This is a genomic window from Corallococcus exercitus, assembly GCF_042231735.1.
Taxonomy (GTDB): Bacteria; Myxococcota; Myxococcia; order Myxococcales; family Myxococcaceae; genus Corallococcus; species Corallococcus exercitus_B.
Map to the genome: position 1 here is coordinate 5,253,143 of NZ_CP102577.1, position 19,023 is coordinate 5,272,165.

Genomic DNA, 19,023 nt, shown 5'->3' on the forward strand with positions numbered 1-19,023 from the left:
CGAGCCCCCGCCCGCCCCTGCCGCCCCTCACTCGCGGATCAGATCATGGACGGGCTTCCCGTCCTGCCCCACGCCATCCAGCCGCACGAAGTCGACCGAGAAGGGCCAGGACGTCTTCACGAAGACGTGCTCCAGCCGGGCGACGCTGTTGCCCATCTTCGTCCACGCCTGGACCTGGCATTTGCCGTCGACCCGCGCGGTGGTGATGTCGATGGGGCGCGAGGGAAAGGCCCGCAGGCGCACCCGCACCCGCCAGCCCTCCGCGGTGGTTTCGACCGGCTGCGGGTCCTCCAGTCCATACACGGGCTGCTCGACCTCCAGCAGGTCCTCCACCTCCGAGGCCCCGCGCTCCAACATCCGCCAGTACACCTGCACGGGACGCGTCCCCACGGGGCGGCAGGCCTCGTCCAGGCGCAGGGCGTAGTGGACCTGGTTCCGGTTCTCGCTCCGGGTCAGGAAGAAGGCGGACTGCGCTGGGAGGGGCTCTCCGGCCGCGGAGGCCAGGGTCGCGACGGACGTCAGCGCGACGGCGGCGAGGTTGCTGAGCCCGAATCGAGAAAACACAGGGGTCCCCCTTGCATGGCGGAGTGACGGCGGTCGCCCGTGGGGGCCGTCTCGGGATGACGAACACCCCTGGCCCCTGGAACTGTCACTCGGCCAGCACACTATTTCACCGAACGCGACGCAGGCTACTTCGGGTGCTGCGCTTCGCAGGGGAGGCGGAGATTCGCCGCATCGGCCATCGCACCGGGATTCTTCCACGCGGCGGAAGAGTCCCTGCCGGGCGGTGGGGATTCAGTCAGCGGACGCCGCCTCATACATCTCTCCTCGACGCCCAGACCAGGGCCGACGGCGGCACTTCGGCTCGCCGTAGCAACGAGGAAAGCTCATGAACTCCCACCAGAAGGTCGCCATCATCACGGGCGCATCGCAGGGCATCGGGGCAGGGCTCGTCGAGGGTTACCGGGGCCGCGGCTACCGCGTCGTCGCGACCTCCCGCTCCATCAAGCAGGGCAGCGACCCGGAAGTGCTCGCCGTCGCGGGCGACATCGGCGATGCCTCTACCGCCGAGCGCGTGGTCAACGAGGCCATTGCGCGCTTCGGGCGCATCGACACGCTGGTCAACAACGCCGGCATCTTCATCGCCAAGCCGTTCACGGACTACACGGCCGACGACTTCACCGCGATGCTCAAGACCAACCTCGGTGGCTTCTTCCACCTCACGCAGCGCGCCCTCGTGCAGATGGTGAAGCAGGGCTCCGGCCACATCGTCAGCATCACCACGCCCTTCGTGAACCAGGCCATCGCGGGCGTTCCGACGGGGCTCGCGAACCTCACCAAGGGCGGCATCAGCTCCGTGACCCGCGAGCTCGCGGTCGAGTTCGCCGGGAGGGGGATCCGCGTCAACGCCGTCGCCCCGGGCTTCATCAAGACCCCCATCCACGCGCCGGAGTCCCACGCGTTCTTCGCCACCTTGAACCCCGCGAAGCGCATGGGCGAGGTCAGCGACGTCACGGATGCGGTGCTCTACCTCGAGGGTGCCAGCTACGCGACGGGGGAGATCCTCTACGTCGACGGCGGCCAGAACGCCGGTCGCTAAGGGAGCCTGCCATGCCCATCGTCACCATCCAGATCACCCGTGAGGGCTCCGGCCCCGGCCGGGACTCCGTCACGCCCGAGGAGAAGGCCCGCCTGATTGCAGGCACCAGTCAGCTCCTGCTCGACGTGCTGAACAAGCCCCTCGACTCGACCTACGTGGTCATCCAGGAGGTCGAATTGGAGGACTGGGGCTGGGGCGGCTTGCCGGCGCTCGAGTTCCGCAAGCGGCGCGCCGCGGGCACGTCGTGAATCCCCTCAGCCCAGGAAGGCCTGGGCCTGTACGGAGAGCCTCGAGAACTCGGCGCGCAGGCGTGGCACCGCGAAGTCCATGAAGGCGCGGACCTTGGGCACCGAGATGCGACCCTGCGGAGTGAGGAGGTGCACGGGGAGGGCTGCCGGCTCGGCGTTGCGCAGGAGGACCTTCAGCGAGCCATCCTGGACGCGCTCCGCCACATGGTACGTGTAGAGCCGGGTCACGCCATGTCCGCCCACCGCGGACGCGAGCGCGGCCCGCACGCTGTTGACCACGAGCCGCGGCTTGAAGTGCACGGAGCGGGAGACGGCACTCCCGGCGGCTGGCGGAAACACCCACGCATCGTGCCCGAAGTGCGTCGTGGTGATGATCCGGTGCCTGCCCAGGTCCGCCGGCTCGAGGATGGGCGGATGCCCGGCGAGGTAGCGCGGCGATGCCACGACGACCCGCTTCACGTCGCCCCCGACACGGACGGCGACGAGGGAGGAGTCGGGCAGCTCGGCGACGCGCATCGCGACATCGATGCCTTCCTCGACGAGGCTGGCGTACCGGTCGAGCAGGACGAGGTTCACCGAGACCTCGGGGTAGGCCTCCAGGTAGGCGTCGAGGATGGGCCGCAGGATCTCCTCGCCGCTGATGGGTGGCGCGCTGATCGTGAGCGTCCCCCGCGGAGCGACGCGCTCGCCCGCGGCGCTCAGCTCGGCCTCCTCGAGATCCGCCAGGATGCGGCGACACGCGGACGCATAGCGCTCACCTGCCTCGCTGAGCTTGAGCGTGCGGGTGGTGCGGTGCAGCAGCTCGGCGCCAATGTGTTGCTCCAGCAACGCGATGGCACGGCTCACGGCGGCTGGCGAGCGCGCGAGCCGGCGGCCGGCGCCCGCCAGGCTGCCCTCGTCGAGCGCCGCGACAAACACCTTCATCGCCTCGATGCGATCCATGTCCCCTCTTCCGCGGCGCAGGATGCCCCTCATCCGTGGGGGCCCCGCGGCGAGCGGGTGACGGTGTACCGCAGGTCACCCCGGGCCTCCACGCAAGGACGGGTGGGTCACAGTGCGTCCTGCTTGGGGCTTCCTATCGCCTTGTCTTGGAGCCGGGTGCCACGTCGATGTGCCCCTTGCAGCCCTATCGGGTACACCCCTGCTCAAGCCGCCTTCCCCTGAAGAGGCGGCAGGCGACGGGCCACTGCTACTGCGGACTCAACACCCCGCGTTCTGGGTGGCCCCCGCGCTGGGGCCAGTCTCCCAAGCAGCGTGGGCAGGTACAGGTGCTCCAGGAGAGTACGCACCCCACCGGAAGCCGTCAGATACGCCAGCACCCTTAAGCCTGCCTCCACACCTGCCGCACGAGAACACGTCCAGCGCGAAGCTCCTGCTTGAGCAACCCGGCCCCATCCAGACGCGGCGTGCGCTCCTTCCGCCACGCGGACTACCGCGAGCGCTGCCGCGTGGAATGTCTCTTCAATCGCCTGAAGCAGCGCCGGCGCGTGGCGACGCGCTACGAGAAGCGCGCCGCCAACTCCCTGGCGATGGTTCTCATCGCCGCCATCCGTCACTGGCTCTAGTTTGCGGACACGGTCTAGACTGAAGCGATGTGGCGCCGGTATCCCCAGTGGCTCGATGCGGGCGAAACCGACGGAGATCCGCTCGGGGCGCCGATGCTGTGGCCCGACGGGCGTCACATCGCCGCGAACGGGCGCGGGCGCATCTTCCTCTGGAGTCTGGCGACCGGTGAGTGCACGCGGGTCCTGAAGACGGGCGCCATCTGTCGGAATGGAGAGCCCTGGTTCCGGCTGGCGGGTGAAGCCGAGCTGGGCCGCGTGCTCGAGGCGTACAAGATCCGCGGCCTGGCCGTCTGGGACTCCAAGGACTGGCGACGCGTGCAGACCTTCGAGGGCCACGGAGAGGAGGTCCAGGCCGCAGCGGTCGTCAGCGAGGACCGCGTCGTCTCCATCAGCGCCGACAGCAGCGCGCGGCTGTGGGACGCATGGACGGGCGAGAACCTGCGCACGCTGGAGACCGGACCGCTCTACGCGCTCGCGCATGCACCCGCCCGGGGCCTCGTCGCCGTGGGCGGAAGCAACGGCGCCGTGCACCTGCTCGAAGCCCTCACGCTCAACGTCCGCGCCCTCTTCCACCTGCGCATGGCCACCGCGCGCCATGAGCCCCTCGGCGCCGAGCGAAAGGAGCAGCTCGGCATCGTGCGGAACCGCCCGTCGCACACCCTCCGGGCGCTGGCCTGGCACCCCGACGGAGAGCACCTCCTCTGCGGGTCCTGGGACTTCGTGGCCCGCATGTTCCACAGCAGCACCGGACGCGTCGTGCGGCAATGGCAGGGCCATGCGGACGGGGTGGACTTCGTCGCGGTGGAGCCCTCGCGCGGGCTGCTGTGCACCGGGAGCTCCGATGGCACCGTGCGCGTCTGGTCGCTCGACTCCACCGAGTGCCTCGCCGTGCACGACGTCGGCCACGCCGACCTGGGCGGCCTGCTGGTGCACGACCGGACGCTCTACGTGACGTGTCAGCGGGAGCTGTTGTCGGTGCCTCTGGACTAGCGCAGCGCCTTCCCTCCGGGGGAGCTGTTCAATGGCGCGTTCGGCTTCCGTGAAGCCATCGCCTCCTGGGAGGCCACCACGCCCACGGGCACCTGGGTGGAGACGCTCGTGCGCGTGCAGGTGGGCGGCGCCTGGACGAAGTGGTTCAGCCTGGGTGTCTGGGCTTCGGACGCCTCCACGGTGCAGCGCCACTCGGCGGACTCGCAGGCGGACACCGTGGCGAGGGTGTCCATCGACACGCTCATCGTCACCGCGAAGAAATGACTGGTATTACGGCGGTCACGGCAACTGGCCCTTCAACACCGCGTACGCGGCGGGCCAGGGCTTCCAGGCGCACGTGGCGCGCTTCACGAGCTTCGCTCAGCTGGAGCCGTGGCTCTCCGCGGGAGTGCCCGTCATCCTCAGCGTCGCGTGGGGCAAGGGCGAGCTGACCGGCGCGCCCATCCCCTCCACCGCGGGCCACCTCCTCGTGCTCGCGGGCTTCGACGCGGTGGGCAACCCCGTGGTGAACGACCCGGCGGCCGCCAGTGACACCGCCGTGCGGCGCACCTACTACCGTTCGGAGCTGGAGCCGCTGTGGCTCTCCCGCTCCGGAGGCACCGCCTACCTCGTCTACCCCCGGGACTGGCCGGTGCCCGCGCTGTAGCGGCGACTCCCGCAGGTAGCTCCTCCGCGCGCATCTCGTCCGGGTCCTTGTCGCCACCCCAGCCGAAGCCCAGGATGTCGTGGTCGAAAAGGAAGTGGATGAACTCCTCCGTCCGAATGAGCGTGAGCTTCCATGAACCGTTCCTCCTTTCGCTGGGCCCTGGTGCTGGGGTTGCTGTCCTGCGTCGCCTGCGATGAAGCCCCACCGGAAAAGGGAGGAAGCATCGACACCGACACCCAGGCGCCTTCGGTCCCCGAGGCACCGGGCGCCAGCGCCGTGTCGGCTTCACAGCTCTCCCTCACCTGGACCCCCAGCACCGACAACGTAGGGGTGACGGGCTATCGCATCGAACGGTGCCAGGGTGCGGGCTGCCTGGACTTCGCGCCTGCGGGCACCGTGAGCGCGCCGCCGTTCGCGGACACCGACCTTCCCGCCAGCACCGCCTTCGGCTACCGGGTGCTGGCCACCGACGCGGCGGGCAATACCAGTGAGGCCTCCGCCACCGCTCGCGCCACCACGCTCGCCAGCGGAGGAGGCGGCGGTGCCAACGCCACGGTGGTGGGAGCGACGAGCCTCCCCTTCCCCACCCTGCACCATCTGACGGTCGAGTGGGCGTTCAGCGGGGATGCCAATGCCAATGGCGTGGTGACGGTTCGCTACAGAGCCTCGGGCACCCTCCCCTGGCGCGAAGCAATGCCCCTGCGCCGCGTTCCGGCGGGCAGCAACGAGGGCTTCAGCTGGACAAGCCGCCATTCCGGCAGCGTGTTCGACCTCCAGCCCGGGACGTCCTACGAGCTGGAGCTCACCCTCACGGACCCCGACGGCGGGACGACCACGCGCACCGCGACCGCGACCACGCGCCCGCTGCCAGTCCCCATGGCGAACGCCCCCATCAAGGCGGTGACCCCCGCCACCTTCACCAGCGTCGCCGCGGGCGCGCAGCCGGGCGACATCCTCCTGCTGGGCGCGGGCACGTACCCTGGCTTTGATTGGTCCCGGAGCGGCACCGAAGGAAAGCCCATCGTCCTCCGGGGTGGCTCGGGGGTGGTGATCAACGGCGCCATCAACCTCTTCACCCAGGCCTACGTCCACCTGGAGGGGCTCACCGTCAACGGCCGCATCCGCTTCAACGGCTCAAAGCATGTCGCCATCCAGCGCTGCACGGTCAACGCCAGCAGCACCTACGGCGGCGACGGCATCGTGACCTATGCCCGCGCGGAGAACGCATACATCGCGGACAACGTGGTGACGGGCCTGACGCAGTGGGCGGAGGCCTCGCTCGGCGCCAGCGGAGACAACCTGGGCGAGGGCATCGTCGTCACCGGCCCGGGCCACGTCATCCTGCACAACCGCGTGACGGGGTTCCGGGATGGCATCTCCCTGTTGGAGGACGACGAGGCCGTAGACCAGTACAGCATCGACATCCTGAACAATGACTTGAGCGGAAACGCGGACGACGGCATCGAGGCGGACTTCTGCTTCCACAACTGCCGCATCGTCCGCAACCGGCTGACCCACAACTTCATCGCGCTGTCCTCCCAGCCGGGCCTGGGCGGTCCCACGTACTTCGTCCGCAATGCCATCTACAACGCCGTCCACGTGGCCTTCAAACTCTACCGGGGCAGCACCGGGGACGTGCTGCTCCACAACACGGTGGTGAAGAACGGAGACGCGTTCGGCATCTACGCGGGGCGGCCCGTGGCGGGGCTCTACGCTCGCAACAACCTCTTCCTGGGGGGCGCGGGGGGCACCTTCAATGGATACAGCAGCGGCACGGGGCGGGTGTTGCACGTTCCCGACCTGGTGGTCGAAAGCTCCAGCCTGGACCACGACGGCCTGGGCTCCACCACGGGCACCCTCACGGGCCGCCTGGGCGGCACAACGTTCAGCAGCCTCCAGGCCCTGCGCACCAGCACCACCGAACAGCACGCGGTGCAGGTGGACCTCACGGCGTTCTCCACCGCGGTGGCGTACCCCTCCGCACCGCTGACACTCTCCCCGACGCCGGACCTGCGCATCCGCGCGGACTCCGCCGCGGCGAACGCCGGCCAGCCCCTCTCGAACATCAACGACGGCTTCGCCGGGCTGGCGCCAGACCTGGGGGCCTTCGAGGCGGGCTCGGAGCTGCCCATCCACGGCCCACGTTGAGCGAGGGCTTCAGGCGCCGTATGCAGTTCACACATCAGAAGGAAGCCACATGCGTTCGACCTCCGCCCCATGCAGTCCCTCGCTTCACGCCTCGTGGCGATACGGGACGGGGCTCGTGCTGGCCCTCTGCCTCGTGGTGGCGCCCGGCTGCGGCGAGGACGACGTGGCTCCGCGGCCGCCCTCCGACTTCCAGCCTGACACCGCGGCGCTGGATGTCCTTCCCGGCGTGTATCCCAACGCCGTCGACCTGTCGGGGACGGGAAGCCTCGACGTCGCGGTGCTGGGGGATGAGACCTTGGCCGCCGAAGAGCTGTTGGCCGACGAGGCCACGCTGTCGGCCCCGGAAGGCAAGACGAAGGTGCGGGCACTGGCAGCCGGCACCGCGCGGGATGTGGATGGGGATGGCCGCCTGGATGCCATCCTGAGCTTCTCCCTGCCCGAGTTGAAGGCGGCGGGCGTCCTGACGCCTCAGACGGCCCAGGTCGTCTTCAGCGCTCGGACGCGCGGCGGTGCCACCGTCAGCGCGCGGGATTCGGTCCATGACGTCAACCACCCGGTGGTGCGGTTCCCGCCGCCCACCGGCCCCCTCGCGGTGGGGACGTGGGAGGACGCCTGGACCGATGAGGCGCGAGAGGAGACGCTCACCCCCGCGGCTGGCGACAAGCGCGAGCTGAAGGTGCGCTTCTGGTACCCCGCGCGGGCCCGCCCCCAGGCCCAACCCGCCTCCTACTTCCTCACGTGGCGCGAGGGTGAGCTTGTCGCGAGCAAGGAAGGGCTGCCGTCGGCGCTCTTCAGCTTCTTCTTCGCCAGTTCCGTTCGCGGCGTGCCCCTGGCCGACGGGGAAGAGCGGTTCCCCGTGCTGCTCTTCTCCCACGGCTACGGCACGGCGACAGCGCTGTACAGCGGGGCCGCGGAGGAGCTGGCCAGCCAGGGCTACGTGGTGGTGGCCATCTCCCATCCCCGGGGAGGCAGCCCGCTGGTCTTCCCGGACGGACGCGTGGTGGATGAGCTCGTCGAGCTCTCCCCTTTCGACCCCGACCAGAACACGCGCGTCCAGGACACCTGGGCGGCGGACGCGCGGTTCGTGCTCGACCGGCTGACGGCGCTGGACTCCAGCGACCCGGCGGGGCGGTTCACCGGCAGGCTGGACCTGGGCCGCATCGGCGCGTTCGGCCATTCCTTCGGCGGCTCGGCGGCGGCGGAGGTCTGCCGCACGGATGCACGCGTCCATGCGGGACTCAACCTGGACGGCACCTTCCACGGGAACCTGGAGGTGCAGGTCCAGGTCCCGTTCCTCGTGATGAACAGCGAGGACGCGGAGGGCGACTCCAGCCGGGGCCGCTTCTTCCAGCATCTGGGCGCCATGGGCTACGACCTGGACCTCCAGGGGGCCGGCCACTTCACCTTCAGCGACCTCGTGCTCGCCCTGCCCCTGATCCGCTTCTATTCACCGCAGGCGACCGCCAGCGAGTACGCACTGGGCACGCTCGACGGGCCGCGCTCCTTCACCCTGGTGAATACCTACGTGCGCGCCTTCTTCGACAAGCACGTGCGCGCACGCCCCACGCCCCTGCTGGACGGGCCCTCCGCCGAGCACCCGGAGGTGGAGCTCGTCGTGCACCTGCCTTGATGGGCGCCCGCCCCCCGAAGCGCGCTCCCGTGGGGAGATGTTCAATGCCGTCCATTCGCCCAGGTCCGCAGGGGGGCATCCTCCGCGGGAACTGCTGTCGTGGTCCGCCCTCACATCCCCGGGAGCCTCCATGACGCAGTCCAGGACGGCCGTACTCGCGCTGATCATCACCCTCGCGCTCGCCCCCCCAGTGGCCATGGCGGGCCAGAGCGCCTCCACCCGCTGGGCGGCGAGCCGAGGGGACTTCCTCACCTGGCAGCTCAGCGGCGTGGCCCGCGCGGCGGATGGCTCGCTCCAGCTGCTTCCGGGCCAGTCCTGGTCCGGCACCGACCCCTACGGGCCGGGCGGCTACTACGGCGGCACCTATTACAACGGCGGCTCCTTCTTCCAGGGCGAGGCCACGAGCCCCATCGTCTCCAGCGCGTTCGGCTTCCGTGAAGCCATCGCCTCCTGGGAGGCCACCACGCCCACGGGCACCTGGGTGGAGACGCTCGTGCGCGTGCAGGTGGGCGGCGCCTGGACGAAGTGGTTCAGCCTGGGTGTCTGGGCTTCGGACGCCTCCACGGTGCAGCGCCACTCGGCGGACTCGCAGGCGGACACCGTGGCGAGGGTGTCCATCGACACGCTCATCGTCACCGCGAAGAAGAGCGCCGCGACCGCGTGGCAGGTGAAGACGCGGCTGTTCAGCGCGAACGGCGTGGCCACGCCCGTGCTGCACGCCAGCGCGCTCACCACCTCCACCTCGCCGGAGACGCGGCCCACCGTGCCCGCGGGCAACCCGGCCCGCTGGAACCAGGTGCTCGCCGTGCCGCGCTGCTCGCAGATGGTCTACCCGGACGGCGGCGAGGTCTGGTGCAGCCCCACGTCCACGGCGATGGTGCTCCAGTACTGGACGGCGGACACGCGGGGCTGCGAGGCGAACGTGCGCGCGGCTGTCGCGGGTGTGCATGACTGGTATTACGGCGGTCACGGCAACTGGCCCTTCAACACCGCGTACGCGGCGGGCCAGGGCTTCCAGGCGCACGTGGCGCGCTTCACGAGCTTCGCGCAGCTGGAGCCGTGGCTCTCCGCGGGAGTGCCCGTCATCCTCAGCGTCGCGTGGGGCAAGGGCGAGCTGACTGGCGCGCCCATCCCCTCCACCGCGGGCCACCTCCTCGTGCTCTCGGGCTTCGACGCGGTGGGCAACCCCGTGGTGAACGACCCGGCGGCCGCCAGTGACACCGCCGTGCGGCGCACCTACTACCGTTCGGAGCTGGAGCCGCTGTGGCTCTCGCGCTCCGGAGGCACCGCCTACCTCGTCTACCCCCGGGACTGGCCGGTGCCCGCGCTGTAGCGGCTACCTCCGCGCGGCGCGGAGGTCCTCTCCGTCATCGGGTTACGCGGAAGCACGTATTTACCCCCAATCACAATCCCCGGAGACTGACGCGGCAGTCCACCGAAGGGAGCTGTCCATGCGTACCGTGCTCAAGTCGCTGCTCGCCTCCACCTTGCTCCTGGCCCTCGTGCCGCTGCCGGCCGCCGCGGCTCAATGCCATGGCTATTGTGGCTGCGACGCGCCCTGCGACCTCCGCTGCAATGTCGGCGCCGTCAGCACCACCTGCGGCGCCGAGCAACTCTGCATCGACTACTGCCGCGCCCCCAGCGCGCAGCAGGCCTCCGTGAGCGAGGAGATGGAGGCGTCCGACGACGCGGCGCCCGTCTGCGAGGAGCCGCAAGCGTCCGAGTCCGCACCCTCCGCCGAGAGCTGAGCGCGCCCGAGACTCAACCCAGACATGGCTGTGAGGGATTGCGCAATCCCTCACTCCGCCTGGAAAGGTGCTGGGCGCGGATCAGCCCCACCGCGCCTTTCACTCTGGATAGGATGCGCCCATGCTCCTTTCCAAGAACGACTTCCTTCCGGAGCATCGCTTCGAGAACGGGCGCTCCGGCGAGGAGGCCGCATCGCGGGCCTCCGCCTTCCTGGTGCCCGGCCTCTGGAACATCGACCTCGGCGAAATCGACCACGACGAACTCTTCGAGCGCATCCGGCGGAACGAACCGGTCTTCACCGAAACGAAGAAGCACCCTGGAATGGAGAGCGCATGAGCCCGCCGGACCACCCGCCCCTCGACACCGTGGCCATCGTCGCCAGCGTCAAGGCCACGGCCGAAAAGACCTGGAAGGAGTCCATGGAGACAAAGCAGGGGAATCCAGCCGACGCCGGGTTCATCAGCTGGGATACCCGCCTCAGCGACCCGCTTCCCATGACGTGGCCGCTCGTGGAGCCGACGTTTGCCTTCTACGCGTACGCGAGAGGCATGAATCCCATGCGCCTGCGGGACGGGGAGTTCGTCGGCCCTACCTGGGCCCGAATCACCTGGTCGGCGCAGGGCCAGAAGCTGGAGCTCACCCGCCTGGACACCCGGCTCACGTCTCACGGAGTCCAGGGCGTACGGCCACTGCGGAAGGAGGAGCTCGAGACGCTGAAGGTGAAGCCGCTCGAAGTGCTCCTGGGTCCGCGGACGAAGGCCGCGGATCAGCAGCTCAAGTCCTATTACTGCCTCCAGCGCTCCGTCGGAAACATCCCCCCCGAAGCAGTCACCGCCCATGCCGCGTTCTTCAAGTGGCTGGACTGTGGGCCCTAGGTTTCCGCTCCGACGGTGATGACGACGCGGCCCACGGGCTTCACCTCCCCCCGGCACAGAGGCCTCCCTGCGGAACCATTGAATTCTTCCAGGATTGGCACTGTCCTCGGCATCCCGAGGGTCGGCTGACGAACGCGTTCGCCGGAAGTTTCGTCAGCCAGTCCCCGGTCGTCCCGGGGCGGGCGCTGTCCTGCGCCCGGACGTCCCCAAAGCGTGCACTCCTGGATTCGGATCATCCTCAAAGTCCAGGAGTGAGTCTCAATGACGCGGGTCAAGTCATCCGGTGCGGGCCTGTTGCGCACGTCGCGCACCTTCATCCTCACGTTGCTTTCGATGGGAGTCGCCGCAGGCTGTGCGGGACCGGAGGCGGAGGCGGAGCCGCAGGACGCAGAGGGGCGGCTGCTGTCCCAGCAGTCGGCGGCGCTGGTGACCTCCGCGGGGGCGGACCCGGCGGTGAAGCCTGGCTTCTCCTGGGTCCCCGCGGTCACGCCGCCCGCCACGCATTGGGTGAACAACGTCACCGGCGACGACGCCCGCGTGACGCCCACCGAGCTCCAGCCCTGGCGGACCATCAAGAAGGCGGTCGGCGCGGTGCCGGCCGGCTCCGTCATCCATGTGCAGAACAGCGGCATGCCGTACCGGGAGCACGTGCAGCTGTCGCGTGCGGGCTCCGCCACCGCGCGCTTCATGCTCGTCGGCGTGCCGTACGGCACCCACACCGACCTCCCCGAGTGGCGGGACGTGATCGGCGTGAAGCAATCCCAGGTGAAGTTCCTCTCCAGCTACTGGATCGTGAAGGGCTTCATCTTCAACAAGGTGGATTCCACGCATAACAACTGCGTGAGCATGTCTGGCTCGGACAATGCGCTCATCGAAGTGCACTGCCACGGTGCCCATGGCGTCCCCGCGGAGCATGCCATCAGCATCGCCGGCTCCAATCAGCTGATTCGCAAGTCCAAGTCCTACAACAACCTCGCGACGGGCTGCACGAGCAACTGCGACATCCACGGGTTCAGGGTGGGTCCGGGCTCCAAGCGCATCGTCCTCCAGCAGAATGAGGCGTGGAACAACAGCGGCGATGGGGTGCAGTGCATGGGCTCGGAGAGCGACGCCACGTTGGGGGACGCGGAGGATATCTGGATTGAGGACCACCGACTCCACGACAACAAGGAGCAGGCCGTCGACCTCAAGAGCTGCAACCGGGTGACGATCGCCGGGACTGACGGCGTGGATGGCAGCAAGTTCTACTCGCAGGCCCCGGGTGGCGCGATGGTCATCCACTTCAAGGCGCGCAACATCCTGGTCGAGAAGACCCGCTTCTGGAACAACAGCCACGGCGTGAACATCGGGGCGTATGGGACCGGCCACGACATCCAGAACGTCGTGCTTCGCCGCAATGTCTTCTTCGATTTCACCATCGACCCGGCGCAGCCCGGCACCCAGTCCGCCCCCAAGGGCTACGGCATCCTGATGTCGAAGGTCAACAACGTGGACATCTATCACAACACCTTCGACAACATGCCCGGCGGAGGCATCTACGTGGGCTTCGCCGCATGGACGGGCAGTCTCGTGAATGCCAGCTCCAACGTGCATGTCTGGAACAACATCTTCAACGACGTCTCGCTCTGGGCCATCAAGTGGAGGAGCGCGTACGGGCCTGGCTTCTCCAGCAAGTACAACCTCTATCACCGCGATGCGGGAGCGGCGGTGTTCGACATCAACCACGCCTCGAAGAGCTTCGCGGCGTGGAAGGCGGAGAGCGGGCAGGACACGGTGGGCAGCAGCGAGCAGAGTCCGCAGTTCGTCACCAACCCCCAGGCGAACGACTACTACACGCTGAGCACGTCGCCGGCGCGCAATGCCGCCCTCAACGACACCGGTCAACCGCAGCCGTGTGCCGGCACCCAGGCCCCTCCGGACATCGGCTTCAAGGAGACGTGCACCTGAACGACCGCTCACGATTCTCGATCGGCTCGGAGGGTACGCCAGGCGTGCCGCGGGAGGCGGGCGGAACGGCGTGCGCTCAGCAGGCGGCGGAGGCCGAAGAGGAGGAGCGCCGTGCCCGCGAGCAGCTGCGCTCCCCGGATGATGCGATTGACGTCCACGGCGGGAACCCAGGTGACGTTGCCCTCGCGGATGACGAAGGCGCCCGCGGGTCTGGCCTTCAGACCGAAGCCACTGCCGGAGCCGCTGCTCTTCAGGGCGTCGCCCTCCACTCCGGCCTGCTGGGGCACCGTCGGCCCTTCGCCGCCCCCTCCGCCGCCGCCGCCGGCCACCAGGGCCGCGGGAATCACGGTGACTCCGTCCTGCTGGATGGCCTCTCCGTAGACGCGCTTCACGGAGATGCTGTCGCGGGCCCGGTCGATGACCTCATTGACGTCCATGGCGTCCCCCCAGATGGGATGTCGGTGTCCTCTCAGCGAGAGGTGGACACGGTGCGGCATGAGGCCCGGATGGGCAGGCCGGCGGGCCGTGGGGCGACACGGGGAGCAGGGGCTCGCACCGCGAGCTCAGGACTTCTTGTACTCCAAGGCCAGCAGCGCCTTGCGTTGCTCCGGCTCCAGCCGCTCAATGGCATAGCGCAGGGTGTCCCGCTGCATCCCGGAGATGTTCTCCTGGATGAACCCCACCACCGCCTCCCGGTGGTGGTCCGCCGCGACCTTCAGCAGCCACCCCACGCTCTTCTGCACGTACGGCTCGGGATCCGATAGCAACTGGCGTGCATTGCCGAGGATCACCTCGCGGGGCAGCATGTATCGGGATGAGCGGATCTCGCGGCTCACGAACTTCACGAGCGCGACGTTCGCCGCCCTCCGACACCAGGGGGAGCGGGACCCGGTCCAGTGTTGGATCCGGGTGAGGGCGGGCGTCCGGGTGAGGAAGAACGGATACATCACCGTCAGACACAGGTCGTCGCACTGGGCCCAGGTCCAGACGGAGTGCTCCAACCAGTACCGGAAGCGGTCCAGCAGCGATTCGTCGAACGCGCGCCTGACCGCCTTGCGGACCATGGCAAACCCCAGGAGCACCTCCTCATGGTGGGTCGCATGGGCGAGCAGGTCCTCGGTCACCGCCAGGCAGTCCTCGGGCGACAGGCCCTTCTGTTTGACGAGCGCATCGGCGATGCGCCGCACCTCCGCGTTGCTGACCCCCAGGGCTCGGATGTCCGTGGGGAAGTAGCGGCGTGTCGCCTCGGCGAGGCGAGGGTCGCTCCGCGACTTCAGGGTGCTTCGAAGCTCGTCGCTCACGGCATGGGGCGCGCGCATGGACCAATCCAGCGAATGGAGGACCCAGGGTTGTACGCACGTTCAGTCAACGGCACCACCGCCTTCTTCATGAGGCGACCGTCACCCCATGGACCTTCTGTGGCGGCTGCGATTAGCCTCTTCCCCGTTCGCTTCACACCGGAAGCGGATTCCATATCAACGGGGGGAAAACCATGGGTCTTCTGAGCATGTTCCGCAGCGATGTACCGGCCAAGAAGGCGTCGGATGACGTGCTGCTGCTCCATACGATGCTCCTGATGTCCGGCGCCGATGGCTTCCTCGACCAGGCCGAGGTGGAAGCGGTCGAGGCCTACTTCACCCAACTGCCAGAGTTCGAAGGCAAACAGTTCCAGGACGTCTACGCCGAGGCCAAGAAGCTCGTGGCCCGCTATTCCAACCTGCGTGAATCCGTGAAGGCTCTCTCCGGATTCTCCAGCGAGAAGGTGCGCAAGAAGGCGTTCGTGCTTGCCGCGGACCTGGCCATGGCCTCGGGGGATGTGAGCGAGTCGGAGGACGAGCTGCTCACCGCCATGCAGCGTGTCCTGGAGATCGACGACGGCACCGTGCAGAAGGTGCTCGACGTGCTCGCCATGAAGTACGCCCGCTAGACAGGAGCCACGCCATGGCGAACGTGAATCCGAGCTCCTTCCAGTCCACCCTCGACCGCAAGCTGCGCACCGAATTGCTGGCCGACAAGGACGTCAAATGGGCGCTGCAGCGCGTGGACAAGGTGACCACGGGGCTCGGCTTCACCGCGCGACGACGGCTGCTCGCCAACTCGCTGCGGCTGACGCGCTCCATGGCGCCAGCGGTCGCCGAGGCGCTGGCCGACTGCAAGGAGATGCTTGGCTATGACAAGCCCGTCGAGGTCTTCGTCAAGCCGGATCCGATGATCAACGCCTCGGCGGTCCACAACCCGTCGGGGCATCCCCTCATCGTCCTCTCCTCGCGGCTCATCGAGGTATTCACCGAGGCGGAGCTGCGCTTCGTCATGGGGCACGAGCTGGGCCACCTGACGTTCGAGCACTTCGCCATTCCCATGCCCGTCACCGCCATCGCCGAGGACGCGGCGGGTGTCATCGTCCCGCGCCACACCGCCCTCAAGCTGTACCTCTGGTGCCGGGCGGCCGAGGTCAGCGCGGACCGGGCCGGCCTGCTGTGTGGCAAGGACCCGGATGCCGCCGCCAGCGGCTTCTTCAAGCTGGCCAGCGGGCTTGCCTCCGGCTTCGTGAAGCCGGACCTGGAGGCCTATTCGCGCCAGGTGGACTCGCTCGTCTCCGCGCCCTCGGCCCGCGCGAAGCCGCGCGACGACGACGACACGCTGGACTGCTTCAGCACCCACCCCTTCAGTCCCCTTCGCGTGCGCGCCGTCGTCGCCTTCTCGAAGTCGAAGACCTACCGCGCGCTGGTGGGCCACGCCGAGGGGGGCGAGGGCCTGTCGGACGAAGAAGTGGACTCCATCATCGAGCGAGACTTCCGGGAGATGGACGCGTCCTACCTCGAGGAGCAGTCCCCCCACGCCGAGTTGCTGCGGCGGGCCCTCTTCCTGGGCGGGCTGCTGGTGGCCCACGCGCATGAGGGCGTTTCCGAGCGGGAACTGCAGGCGCTCGCCGCGCTCCTCGGCTCCGAGCACGTCGGCGTCCTGCCCTCCATCGACGCCGCCCGGCGCGAGCTGACGGACGTGGCCGCCCGGGTGCGCGAGAAAGCCCCCACCTCCGAGCGGGCCCGGCTGCTGCAACACCTCACCCTGGTGGCGGCCGCGGATGGCAACGTGGCGGAAGAGGAGTTCATGGAGCTGCAGGGCCTGGCCGCGGCCCTGTCCGTTCCCGTGTCGCTCGTCGATGAGACGCTGCGCGGAGCCGCCCACCCGCTGGATTGAGGCGCTGATGCTGGCCTGGCCGCGGGCCCTTCAGTAGTAGCTCGCGCAGCCAGCCCAGTTGGCCATGTAGCACTCACCCTTGTAGACGCGACCCGCGTCGCCAGGGCACTTCCCCGGCGCCGAGGACTTCACCTTCACCCAGCACTTCGGGCGCTCCTCCAGGGAGGAGGCAAAGTCGTCGTCGTCCAGCTCTGATGCGAGGTCTTGCCCCTCCACCGTGCGGCCTCGAAGCACGACAACCGCCACTGCCGTCCCAGCAAGGAGGACGGCAATGACAATCGCGAACACCCTCATCCGGCTCATGACGGCTCCTGGCGAGGCAGGAAGGATACAGCGGTTCGGCGCTCCTCGAGCGTCTTCAGCGCTTCAGCCACATCGGCTCGCCGGGGCACAGCCGGCAGCGGGCCTCTCCGTTGGCACAGGAGGCCGCGCAGGACGGGAGCGCCGCGCGGGCCGAGCTTCCGGCGCGGTACAGCAGGTCCTGGTACGCGATGGAGCCCACGACGGGGTGCATGCTCTGCAATTGCACCACGGTGGCCCCCGAGCGCTTCAGCCGGAAGGTCGGCGTCCCCACCGCCAGCGCCGTCCGGATGGCCTGCACGCCGCCCGCCGTCTTGTCCTCGCCGTAGGTCGTCGTGCCCTGCGTGATTTCAAGCCGGCCCGCCGACGTGAGGAAGCCCACCAGCTCCACGTCATTCGTCGCCGGGCACCCTGCCTTGCACACCGCGAGGTTCGCGGACGTCTGGGTCGTGGGCACGAGGGACTGACGGTGGATGCGGTGGTTGTAATACAGCACGTCGCGCTCGATGGTCGGCCGCGTGCCCGTCTTGAACCACTGGATGTAATACGCGGTCATGTCGTACGCGGGCCACTGCTTCCCCGTCGACGGCCGGATGTTGTGGTGCTCGTGCTGGTCGTTCCAGGTGACGATCTGGACTTCATCCAGGCCGTCGGCAATCACGTTCTCCCAGATGGAGCGGAGCGTCAGTGAGTTGCGCGCCTCCCAGAAGGCCTTGTCCTTGGGCCGGTAGTCCTGGCTGCTCATCGGGTGTATCCACGACTTGCCGTATCCGGCCGCCTTCGTCTTCAGGCTCCCGGAGTACCCCGCCGTCGTCACCGGGACGGCCGTCCCCCACCCCGCGTAGGCATCCCCGACGTTCCTGTACTCCTCGAAGAGCGCCGTGCTCCCCGTGCCGAGGAAGACGGGCACCAGGTACAGGCTCATGCCCAGCTCCGTCGACGCGCGCTGCTTCACGGTGGCGTAGAACGCCGCCGTCCGGCCCTGCGCGGCGGGATTGAAAAGGCCAACGACATACTTCCCATCCGGCCGCCGCAGGAGCGCCGCGTAGCCCTTCAGCTGGCCCAGGATGCGAATCATCCGGTCCTGGTCCCCCGCCTGGCTCCCCGTGCTCAAAATCGTCATGTCGAAGTTGGGGATGATGTCGAAATTGCCGGCCTGCGAGGCCGCGTCGGCAATCGTCTTCGCCCGCGTCCACACCGCGCCGTTGCTCACGTCGCTGTCGGTCCACAGGTTCAGATAGAAGCCATCAATGCCAATCCTCGCCGCGAGCTCGATTTCGTCCTTCGCGTCGCGAAGCCGCCAGTCCGTCTCCGTGCGGGGCAGTCTCGGGAGCGGCCGCTCCCGCATCATGCCGCCGTAGGCCGCGTGGGTTCCGCCCTCGCCATTCACCGCGATGTAGTTGCGCTCGTAGTAGTCGTTGGACGTCGGGTTGGTGTTGTCCATTGACACCGGGTAGTAGTGCCAATGCGCATACACCCGCTTCGCCGAATTCCGGAGCGTGGTGCGCGGCACCGCGGTGAACGGCCACTCACACGGGCCACAGTCCGGCCCGCAGTCGACTCCCGTCTCCGTGCCGTTGCGCACCCGGTCCGAGCAGGTCGCGGCGGGCGTCACGCTCAGCGGAACGCTGTACTGGTTGTCGCTCTCGCTGGTCTCCGCCGGCAGGCGGTTGATGTCATCCACATGCGCGAGGAGCGTGTGGGCCCCCGCCGTGGCCGGCGCGGTCCACACCTTCGTCCCCGCGGGGCCGGAGTTGGCGGTGAGCGTGACGCTGGCCCCTGGCGCGAGTGAGCTTGTGTGCGTGTCCGACCACGACACCTGCGTGCCGTTCACCCAGAAGGAGAGGCCATGGATGATGCCCGCGGGCGTCGCGACGTTCCCCGCGTTCTGGATGGTCGCGCTGAAGGTGACGGCACTGCTCGGGGCCACCGCGGTCGGGCTCACGCCCGTGACGACGAGGTTGTAGCCGTCCACGAGCGCATCCTGCCGTGAAGCCAGGGGCTCTTGGAGCGGCTCCCCGCCACAGCCCATCCATGCGGCCAGCAGCCCCAGGGACAGGGCCTTCCATGCGCTCTTCGAGTCGTGCATCACCGGGTGCATCCAGAGGCTCCGTTCCATTTCCCGCC

Annotated in this window: 19 protein-coding genes and 2 pseudogenes; 15 read left to right on the forward strand and 6 right to left on the reverse strand. The window is 68.7% G+C overall.

What is annotated here, in order from left to right; all coding sequences use genetic code 11:
• Nucleotides 1-27: 27 nt before the first annotated feature.
• Nucleotides 28-564, reverse strand: coding sequence for a DUF4833 domain-containing protein (locus tag NR792_RS20460; RefSeq protein WP_375754345.1), 537 nt, complete (start codon nt 562-564; stop codon nt 28-30).
• A gap of 325 nt (nt 565-889) precedes the next feature.
• Between NR792_RS20460 and NR792_RS20465 the strand changes: the two genes are divergently transcribed.
• Both NR792_RS20465 and NR792_RS20470 read left to right on the forward strand, forming a co-directional pair.
• Complete coding sequence (locus tag NR792_RS20465; protein ID WP_375754346.1) at nt 890-1,600, forward strand: SDR family NAD(P)-dependent oxidoreductase; 711 nt, start codon at nt 890-892, stop codon at nt 1,598-1,600.
• 11 nt (nt 1,601-1,611) lie between these two features.
• A complete protein-coding gene (locus NR792_RS20470; RefSeq protein WP_120556902.1) occupies nt 1,612-1,848 on the forward strand; it encodes a 4-oxalocrotonate tautomerase family protein in 237 nt (78 codons plus the stop codon).
• Between the two features lie 6 nt (nt 1,849-1,854).
• Here the strand turns inward: NR792_RS20470 and NR792_RS20475 are convergent, their stop codons facing one another.
• On the reverse strand, nt 1,855-2,790 hold the full coding sequence (locus NR792_RS20475; RefSeq protein ID WP_375754347.1) for a LysR family transcriptional regulator: 936 nt from the start codon (nt 2,788-2,790) through the stop codon (nt 1,855-1,857).
• A 473-nt stretch (nt 2,791-3,263) separates the two neighbouring features.
• Here NR792_RS20475 and NR792_RS20480 point away from each other — a divergent pair.
• The 11 genes and pseudogenes from NR792_RS20480 to NR792_RS20530 all read left to right on the forward strand — a co-directional run.
• A pseudogene (locus NR792_RS20480) lies at nt 3,264-3,413 on the forward strand (transposase); the annotation flags it as partial.
• 27 nt (nt 3,414-3,440) lie between these two features.
• A complete protein-coding gene (locus tag NR792_RS20485) occupies nt 3,441-4,403 on the forward strand; it encodes a WD40 repeat domain-containing protein (protein ID WP_375754348.1) in 963 nt (320 codons plus the stop codon).
• A 96-nt stretch (nt 4,404-4,499) separates the two neighbouring features.
• Entirely contained in the window at nt 4,500-4,667 is a 168-nt protein-coding gene (locus tag NR792_RS20490; protein ID WP_375754349.1) for a hypothetical protein, read from the forward strand.
• A 43-nt stretch (nt 4,668-4,710) separates the two neighbouring features.
• Nucleotides 4,711-5,049: pseudogene (locus tag NR792_RS20495) on the forward strand (C39 family peptidase); the annotation flags it as partial.
• Nucleotides 5,050-5,181: 132 nt separating this feature from the next.
• Nucleotides 5,182-7,197, forward strand: a complete 2,016-nt coding sequence (locus NR792_RS20500) for a right-handed parallel beta-helix repeat-containing protein (protein WP_375754350.1) — start codon at nt 5,182-5,184, stop codon at nt 7,195-7,197.
• Nucleotides 7,198-7,246: 49 nt separating this feature from the next.
• Nucleotides 7,247-8,827, forward strand: coding sequence for an alpha/beta hydrolase family protein (locus tag NR792_RS20505; RefSeq protein ID WP_375754351.1), 1,581 nt, complete (start codon nt 7,247-7,249; stop codon nt 8,825-8,827).
• 130 nt (nt 8,828-8,957) lie between these two features.
• Entirely contained in the window at nt 8,958-10,160 is a 1,203-nt protein-coding gene (locus NR792_RS20510; RefSeq protein WP_375754352.1) for a peptidase C39 family protein, read from the forward strand.
• Nucleotides 10,161-10,278: 118 nt separating this feature from the next.
• Nucleotides 10,279-10,575, forward strand: coding sequence for a hypothetical protein (locus tag NR792_RS20515; RefSeq protein ID WP_375754353.1), 297 nt, complete (start codon nt 10,279-10,281; stop codon nt 10,573-10,575).
• 121 nt (nt 10,576-10,696) lie between these two features.
• The gene (locus tag NR792_RS20520; RefSeq protein WP_375754355.1) at nt 10,697-10,912 is read left to right on the forward strand and encodes a hypothetical protein; all 216 of its coding nucleotides are present in this window, start codon (nt 10,697-10,699) and stop codon (nt 10,910-10,912) included.
• Nucleotides 10,909-11,451, forward strand: coding sequence for a hypothetical protein (locus NR792_RS20525; protein WP_375754356.1), 543 nt, complete (start codon nt 10,909-10,911; stop codon nt 11,449-11,451). The genes NR792_RS20520 and NR792_RS20525 overlap by 4 nt, the downstream gene beginning before the upstream one ends.
• A 261-nt stretch (nt 11,452-11,712) precedes the next feature.
• The gene (locus NR792_RS20530; protein ID WP_375754357.1) at nt 11,713-13,398 is read left to right on the forward strand and encodes a right-handed parallel beta-helix repeat-containing protein; all 1,686 of its coding nucleotides are present in this window, start codon (nt 11,713-11,715) and stop codon (nt 13,396-13,398) included.
• Between the two features lie 8 nt (nt 13,399-13,406).
• Here the strand turns inward: NR792_RS20530 and NR792_RS20535 are convergent, their stop codons facing one another.
• Both NR792_RS20535 and NR792_RS20540 read right to left on the reverse strand, forming a co-directional pair.
• Nucleotides 13,407-13,835: a spore germination protein GerW family protein gene (locus tag NR792_RS20535; RefSeq protein ID WP_375754358.1), complete on the reverse strand. Its 429-nt coding sequence runs from the start codon at nt 13,833-13,835 to the stop codon at nt 13,407-13,409.
• Between the two features lie 126 nt (nt 13,836-13,961).
• A complete protein-coding gene (locus NR792_RS20540; RefSeq protein ID WP_375754359.1) occupies nt 13,962-14,717 on the reverse strand; it encodes a DNA alkylation repair protein in 756 nt (251 codons plus the stop codon).
• 188 nt (nt 14,718-14,905) lie between these two features.
• Here NR792_RS20540 and NR792_RS20545 point away from each other — a divergent pair, with 188 nt between their 5' ends.
• Nucleotides 14,906-15,325, forward strand: a complete 420-nt coding sequence (locus NR792_RS20545) for a TerB family tellurite resistance protein (RefSeq protein WP_375754360.1) — start codon at nt 14,906-14,908, stop codon at nt 15,323-15,325.
• 14 nt (nt 15,326-15,339) lie between these two features.
• Nucleotides 15,340-16,596 carry a M48 family metallopeptidase gene (locus NR792_RS20550; RefSeq protein ID WP_375754361.1) on the forward strand — a complete coding sequence of 419 codons (1,257 nt, stop codon included), beginning with the start codon at nt 15,340-15,342 and terminating at the stop codon, nt 16,594-16,596.
• A 30-nt stretch (nt 16,597-16,626) separates the two neighbouring features.
• Here the strand turns inward: NR792_RS20550 and NR792_RS20555 are convergent, their stop codons facing one another.
• Together NR792_RS20555 and NR792_RS20560 are read right to left on the reverse strand one after the other, a co-directional pair.
• Nucleotides 16,627-16,899, reverse strand: a complete 273-nt coding sequence (locus NR792_RS20555; protein WP_375754362.1) for a hypothetical protein — start codon at nt 16,897-16,899, stop codon at nt 16,627-16,629.
• Between the two features lie 55 nt (nt 16,900-16,954).
• Nucleotides 16,955-19,015, reverse strand: coding sequence for an endo-1,3-alpha-glucanase family glycosylhydrolase (locus NR792_RS20560; protein WP_375754363.1), 2,061 nt, complete (start codon nt 19,013-19,015; stop codon nt 16,955-16,957).
• Between the last annotated feature and the right edge of the window lie 8 nt (nt 19,016-19,023).

What these genes read in the sequence shown, in the direction of transcription:
- NR792_RS20545 (WP_375754360.1), top strand. Translation starts at nt 14,906, where the DNA reads ATGTTCCGCAGCGATGTACCGGCCAAGAAGGCGTCGGATGACGTGCTG.
- NR792_RS20500 (WP_375754350.1), top strand. Translation starts at nt 5,182, where the DNA reads ATGAACCGTTCCTCCTTTCGCTGGGCCCTGGTGCTGGGGTTGCTGTCC.
- NR792_RS20485 (WP_375754348.1), top strand. Translation starts at nt 3,441, where the DNA reads ATGTGGCGCCGGTATCCCCAGTGGCTCGATGCGGGCGAAACCGACGGA.
- NR792_RS20465 (WP_375754346.1), top strand. Translation starts at nt 890, where the DNA reads ATGAACTCCCACCAGAAGGTCGCCATCATCACGGGCGCATCGCAGGGC.
- NR792_RS20475 (WP_375754347.1), bottom strand. Translation starts at nt 2,790, where the DNA reads ATGGATCGCATCGAGGCGATGAAGGTGTTTGTCGCGGCGCTCGACGAG.
- NR792_RS20550 (WP_375754361.1), top strand. Translation starts at nt 15,340, where the DNA reads ATGGCGAACGTGAATCCGAGCTCCTTCCAGTCCACCCTCGACCGCAAG.
- NR792_RS20540 (WP_375754359.1), bottom strand. Translation starts at nt 14,717, where the DNA reads ATGCGCGCGCCCCATGCCGTGAGCGACGAGCTTCGAAGCACCCTGAAG.
- NR792_RS20505 (WP_375754351.1), top strand. Translation starts at nt 7,247, where the DNA reads ATGCGTTCGACCTCCGCCCCATGCAGTCCCTCGCTTCACGCCTCGTGG.
- NR792_RS20510 (WP_375754352.1), top strand. Translation starts at nt 8,958, where the DNA reads ATGACGCAGTCCAGGACGGCCGTACTCGCGCTGATCATCACCCTCGCG.
- NR792_RS20470 (WP_120556902.1), top strand. Translation starts at nt 1,612, where the DNA reads ATGCCCATCGTCACCATCCAGATCACCCGTGAGGGCTCCGGCCCCGGC.
- NR792_RS20535 (WP_375754358.1), bottom strand. Translation starts at nt 13,835, where the DNA reads ATGGACGTCAATGAGGTCATCGACCGGGCCCGCGACAGCATCTCCGTG.
- NR792_RS20515 (WP_375754353.1), top strand. Translation starts at nt 10,279, where the DNA reads ATGCGTACCGTGCTCAAGTCGCTGCTCGCCTCCACCTTGCTCCTGGCC.
- NR792_RS20525 (WP_375754356.1), top strand. Translation starts at nt 10,909, where the DNA reads ATGAGCCCGCCGGACCACCCGCCCCTCGACACCGTGGCCATCGTCGCC.
- NR792_RS20555 (WP_375754362.1), bottom strand. Translation starts at nt 16,899, where the DNA reads ATGAGCCGGATGAGGGTGTTCGCGATTGTCATTGCCGTCCTCCTTGCT.
- NR792_RS20560 (WP_375754363.1), bottom strand. Translation starts at nt 19,015, where the DNA reads ATGGAACGGAGCCTCTGGATGCACCCGGTGATGCACGACTCGAAGAGC.
- NR792_RS20530 (WP_375754357.1), top strand. Translation starts at nt 11,713, where the DNA reads ATGACGCGGGTCAAGTCATCCGGTGCGGGCCTGTTGCGCACGTCGCGC.
- NR792_RS20520 (WP_375754355.1), top strand. Translation starts at nt 10,697, where the DNA reads ATGCTCCTTTCCAAGAACGACTTCCTTCCGGAGCATCGCTTCGAGAAC.